Source organism: Shewanella sp. A22, from assembly GCF_053850585.1.
Window position 1 is genome coordinate 1 of sequence record NZ_JBSQBN010000191.1, and the last position, 5,328, is coordinate 5,328.

General features: G+C 39.8%; 3 protein-coding genes. 1 reads left to right on the plus strand and 2 read right to left on the minus strand.

The genetic code is table 11. The annotated features are described in order from the left end of the window. Window positions 1–326: 326 nt before the first annotated feature. Complete coding sequence (gene eco, locus ACWXWT_RS19790) at window positions 327–884, minus strand: serine protease inhibitor ecotin (protein WP_456043287.1); 558 nt, start codon at window positions 882–884, stop codon at window positions 327–329. 245 nt (window positions 885–1,129) lie between these two features. Here eco and ACWXWT_RS19795 point away from each other — a divergent pair, with 245 nt between their 5' ends. Beyond that, entirely contained in the window at window positions 1,130–2,152 is a 1,023-nt protein-coding gene (locus ACWXWT_RS19795; protein WP_456043288.1) for a GGDEF domain-containing protein, read from the plus strand. Window positions 2,153–2,201: 49 nt separating this feature from the next. Here ACWXWT_RS19795 and ACWXWT_RS19800 read toward each other — a convergent pair whose 3' ends face one another. Beyond that, window positions 2,202–4,904: a bifunctional acetate--CoA ligase family protein/GNAT family N-acetyltransferase gene (locus ACWXWT_RS19800; RefSeq protein ID WP_456043289.1), complete on the minus strand. Its 2,703-nt coding sequence runs from the start codon at window positions 4,902–4,904 to the stop codon at window positions 2,202–2,204. Window positions 4,905–5,328 lie beyond the last annotated feature (424 nt).

Consider the following 5,328-nt stretch of genomic DNA (forward strand, 5'->3'; position numbering starts at 1 on the left):
CAGATGCTGGAGGTAGAGTAACGCAGGAGCTTGTTACCGAGAATCACTATTCGCTTCAATCATCTGCCTTGCCTACAGCACTTTGAACTCCCGCTGAAAGATCACATATTTAATAGGATTGGTATAAGGCAAATCTTATTGTGAAGTGTAGTAACGTGTGACTGCTTGAGCTATGGTTTGTCGCTTTGTCCATGAATAAGCGATAATGCCGTACAAATAAGCTGAAAGTCATCACTACAGTCCAGTTAAAAAAGTGTATTTAATCCTTGTAAATTCATTTGTGCAAGATAGTCAAAGATACACTGCCCCAAATGCTGCTTTTATCTTTAATGGCTACTGAACTTAAATTGACTAACGGCTTTCCATATCCGATATCGTAACTCTGTGCCTTCAGGTAAATAAAACACCTTCGGTTGGCGGCTATCATAGCTTAGGGTTACACTTTGGTTAAGGGTGATAAACTTGTTTGTTTTAGCTTCAGTGCACATCATTCTTGTCGTTGGGCCATAGATTACGTTATTGACTTGATAATAAGTCAATCCCCATCCTGCTAGTGAAAGTGTCTCAATTTCCCCCATAAGATTGACTTTATTGCAGTCTACCGCTGTATGTTTACCTACTTGAATCTCAAGCATGTAATTAGCCTCGTTTACTAGGGAGGGTAAGGTCAATATATGTTGAACCATGCCGGTTTTAGGAGCCGGGTAAAGCTTACTGGCATCTTGAGCTTGATAGTTTCTCGCATTCATAACCGTGCTATTTATGTTTATGTCATCTGCTTGTTCGGCTTGATTGCTTGAAGCATATAAAGGCTTTGAAACTAACCCTATGATAGCGACAATAATAATAAAACCGTTAATATGAGTTAGCCGGATCCCTTGCATACGATATTCCTTAACGTTAACAAATTTAATTTATCAGGTTGTCACACAATTAACAGCAAGATAACAGTTTGATGAGTTGAGTTATACTGTGTAAACGATGAATTTTGATAAAAGGGTTATATCTCTTTCTTTTATGTCCCAAAAAATGTTATTCGTCGATCAATAATTGAGTTTAATACATAAGTATGACATAACATACTGATAACCTTTGACACCTCGTCATTATTATTAAGGTCCAATCTTTGATGCATAACACTCATAACATTGAAAAAACAGAGCATATTCTTCAATTAGCCTTACCTAAAATGGCTGCACTGTCGATTCCTGTCACCCCAGAAAATTATGCAATATGGTTTGACTACTTTTCGGAATCAAATCTAAATCTCAAACGTGCAATTGATGGTTTAATTGCTAATGGTGTTCAATTTACACCAGAAGTTAACTTAGGATTATATAATCGGTTTATTGAAGAGCATTCACCAGAAATTATTGAAAATGTTCAAATCGAAACTCAAATTTTGATTAACAGCTTATTGAATAAAATCGATCAACTCAGTGATGGCACTGAATCTTTTTCAAATAACCTTAATGATTTTGGTGAAAAATTACAAACCAACCTTTCGTCCGATGAACTGAACACAATCGTAAAGTCAATTACTGTTGAAGTTGGACAAGTTATTGCCAATAATCAGCATATATCGGCAAATTTAGAATCGTTATCAAATGAGATATCTAATCTTAAACTTGAAATGGAAAATCTCAGTAAAGTTGCGATGACGGATGAACTAACGTCATTAAAAAATCGGCGTTCTTATGAACTGTTTGCAGCAGAGCAGATGACTAAATTTATTGAGACTCAAACGGTTTGTAGTTTATTAATGATTGATATCGATGACTTTAAAGTTTTCAATGACACTTTTGGCCATTTAATTGGCGATAAAGTGTTGGCTTATGTTGCATTAGCCATGAAACAGACTGTTAAAGGTGATGACTTAGTGGCGCGTTATGGTGGTGAAGAGTTTGTAGTGATGCTACCCAATGCTAAATTAACCGATGCCGTGAATGTGGCTGAAAAAATCCGTGAAAGAGTGTCATTAAAACAGCTTTCTATTGGCAAAGAGAAAAAACAGAATCTCGGTCATATTACGGTATCTATTGGGGTTGCAATGATTCAAATGGGTGATGATGTTGATACGTTATTATCACGGGCTGACGAGCAACTTTACAGGGCTAAATCTGCAGGTAAAAATTGTGTCAAGTACGCCTAGGCGTACTTGAGTTTGTCGTTGATATTCAAACGGGTCATTAGCAGAATGATTAGTCGGCTTTTGGCTGTAAAACCATGTGCATTTTAATTAAATGCTCTTCCATATCAAATGATACAGTAAAGCCAAGAGATTTAGCCAGATTCGCCATGCTACGATTTTCAAACATGGTAAACCCTGTTAAATAAAGCGTATTATTAGTTTTGTAGTAGGTAATTAGTTTCTCAAGTAAGAGCTTGCCTAAACCAATCCCTTGATAGTTGCTCCGCACCGCCATGGCAAACTCTGCTTCAGTGTTATCTGGGTCGATAGACGCTCTAACAGCGCCTAAGGTTAACTCTTCACCATCTTCCGTCATAGTCGTCGCAATAAACGCCATTTCCCGTGAATAATCAATTTGAGTTAACACGGCCATTTCTTCATGGGTCATCCGTGAGCGCACACCAAAATAACGTTTGTACCTGTCTTCGTCGCTTAATGAATTATCAAAATCTAAATGCTTTGGTTCATCTTCAGGCAATATAGGCCTTAACATCACCGCAAGACCATTTTTTAACGTTGTCGTTTGTTCTAATTCTTTAGGATAGGGCAAGATGGCTAAACGGTTTATGTTGTCTTGTGGGGTGTCGTGTAGGCGCATATTAACGTCGAGTAGGGTAATTTTTTCGCCTGCGGCTAAAACAGGGTTGATATCGACTTCTGCAATTTCAGGGCAATCAATGATTAAGTGCGATATCTGAGTCAGCATCACGCATAAAGCATTCATGTCTAGACCCAACGGTAAATGGCGATCTCGCAGTTTATGAGTTTTAAGTGCCTGAATGACCATATATCGTGCTAGAGCCATGTTTAATGGTGGTAATGCTACTGCGGCGTCACGGGTTGGATCCCATTCTGAACCACCTTCACCTAAACAGATCGCAGGACCAAATACAGGGTCGTTAATGACCGACACCCGAATTTCTTGGGCTCCTGCCGTTAACGCCATTTTTTGAATAATTAACCCGTCAATTTTTGCAGAAGGATTAATTTGGTGCACCCTATCTATAATAGAGTGGGCTGCGTGGCTAACATCTTCATCAGAGGCTAAATTCAATACTACGCCGTGAACATCCGATTTATACAGTAAGTCTGGAGACTGTACCTTTAACGCCACGGGATAACCCACTTGATTCGCGACATTGACAGCTTCATCTACGTTTTTAACAAAACGGGTTTCTATGGTGTTTAGTCCATAAGCCCGTAAAATATCGCCAGCTTGATGGGTTTCAACCACAGTTTGACCATTAGCCAAAGCTTGCTGTAATAACGCCCGCGCTGCTTTGCTATCAGTGGGAATATTATCGGGTATCGACTGAGGGACTTCTTGGAGTAGTTTTTGATTGCGACGGTATTCGACCATGTGCATAAATGCTCTCACGGCACCTTCAGGAGTACGGTAAGTTGGGATACTGGCATTGGTAAATCGTTTACGAGCGAGATAGGCTGAGTCTTCACCACTCCAGTTAGTGAGTATGTTCAATCGGTACCGATTGGGATGTTGATTAATCGTGTCGATAATACTGTTAGCTGTCTCGACACTTTCTCCTAATATGGATGGCGAATGCAATACTAAAATAGTGTCGGTGTCGTTGCTGTTCATTAATACGTTTAGCGTTTCAGCATAGCGTTTGCTGTCTGCATCACCAATCATGTCGATTGGATTTTGTTTTGACCAAGTGTTGGGTAAAATGGCATTTAATTCATCGATAGTTTTTTCTGATAACTGGGCGAGTTTGCCACCCTTTATTATCAACTCATCTGCTGCAAGCACAGCAGGTCCACCACCATTGCTCATAATCACTATCCGCTCGCCTTTAATGGGAGTTGAATGCGCAAGACTTTCTACAGCAGCGAATAATTCAATTAGATCATTAACTCTTAGCATACCGGCACGCCTAAAGGCGGCTTCATAAACGGCATCATTACCACCAATTCCACCAGTATGGAGCATTGCAGCTTGCACTCCTTCACGGCTACGGCCAGATTTAATGACAAAAATGGGCTTATTGCGTGACGCTGCGCGGGCGGCTGATAAAAAATGACGTTTTTCGTTAATCGAGTCGATATATAGCATGATCGCACTGGTTTTGCTGTCGCGACCTAAATAATCCAGCAATTCATCAAAATCGATATCTGTTGCATCACCAAGAGAAATAAATGACGAAAAGCCAATTCCCTTGTTATTAGCCCAATCAAGTACTGTGGTACAAATGGCCGCTGATTGTGATACAAAGGCGATTTTACCCACATTGGCTCCCGCATGGGCGAGGCTGGCATTCAATCCTATTGGCGGAATTATCATTCCTAAACTATTTGGCCCTAACAAGCGCATACCGTAACGTTTTGCATATTGCTTGGTTAGCGCCAATAAATTATTCCCTTGCTCGTCTGTTTGTGATGCCATGCCTGAGGCCATTATAATGGCGACTTTACAGCCAAATTGAGCCAAACGTTCAACAATACTGGGCACTTTTAATGCATTTGTACAAATAATGGCTAAATCGGGTTTAATGGGTAAGGCTTCAATATTGGGATATGCTAATACCCCCATGACAGCTGTGTACTTAGGGGTGACAGGCATTATTGGCCCAGAAAAACCACTGGATAACAGGTTTTTCATAATGGCTTTGCCTGCACGTCTATTACCGTTTGATGCGCCAATCACTGCCACAGATGTGGGTTTAAACAGGGCGTTAATACTGCGTTGACTCATAAAATATGACCTTTACTGGCTGGTAATAAACACGGGGATATTAAAGATAGATTAGCACAATATTTTGGCAAAGAACGATAATCAGTTTTTTTTACACAAGAGCGACATGATGGATTGAACCAAGAACTCATTTGGTAACTAACAAACTATTTTTATTATATAAAATTCATTTTATATATAATACCAATCCTATTAAATATGTGATCTTTCAGCGGGAGTTCAAAGTGCTGTAGGCAAAGCAGATGATTGAAGCGAATAGTGATCCTCGGTAACAAGCTCCTGCGTTACTCTACCTCTAGTATCTGACCGCCATGGATGGTGGGAATGTCTTATTTTTTATGGAAAAAAATAGACCATGCCGTCGTATTTTGAAAGCATCTAACGAAGCATAAAGGACTTTGAAACCCGCCAGAATGGAGTCTCT

What these genes read in the sequence shown, in the direction of transcription:
- ACWXWT_RS19795 (WP_456043288.1), top strand. Translation starts at nt 1,130, where the DNA reads ATGCATAACACTCATAACATTGAAAAAACAGAGCATATTCTTCAATTA.
- ACWXWT_RS19800 (WP_456043289.1), bottom strand. Translation starts at nt 4,904, where the DNA reads ATGAGTCAACGCAGTATTAACGCCCTGTTTAAACCCACATCTGTGGCA.
- eco (WP_456043287.1), bottom strand. Translation starts at nt 884, where the DNA reads ATGCAAGGGATCCGGCTAACTCATATTAACGGTTTTATTATTATTGTC.